Annotated in this window: 1 protein-coding gene; it reads left to right on the top strand. The window is 49.6% G+C overall.

The features are described from left to right. A partial coding sequence (locus Q4519_RS22040; RefSeq protein ID WP_303516118.1) for an ATP-binding protein occupies nucleotides 1-242 on the top strand: 242 nt, incomplete at both ends.

The following is a 242-nucleotide window of genomic DNA, read 5'->3' on the forward strand; positions in this document are numbered from 1 at the left end:
GGTTAGAACTGCTGTTAACGGAAGAAATCAATCAACGCAACTCACGCAAAATAGCGCGGTTGACCAAGCAAGCAAAGATCAGATTACGTGCGGAACTGGCGCAGCTGGATTACAGCAGTAGTCGCCAACTCGACAAGGCTGAGATCCGTTCGCTTACGCAAGGTGAGTGGTTAGCGCTACACCAAAATGTGCTAATTACTGGCGCAACGGAATGTGGAAAAACCTACCTTGCCTGCGCACTA

Source organism: Motilimonas sp. 1_MG-2023 (assembly GCF_030547455.1).
In the GTDB taxonomy this organism is placed as follows: Bacteria; Pseudomonadota; Gammaproteobacteria; order Enterobacterales; family CBDFNC01; genus Motilimonas.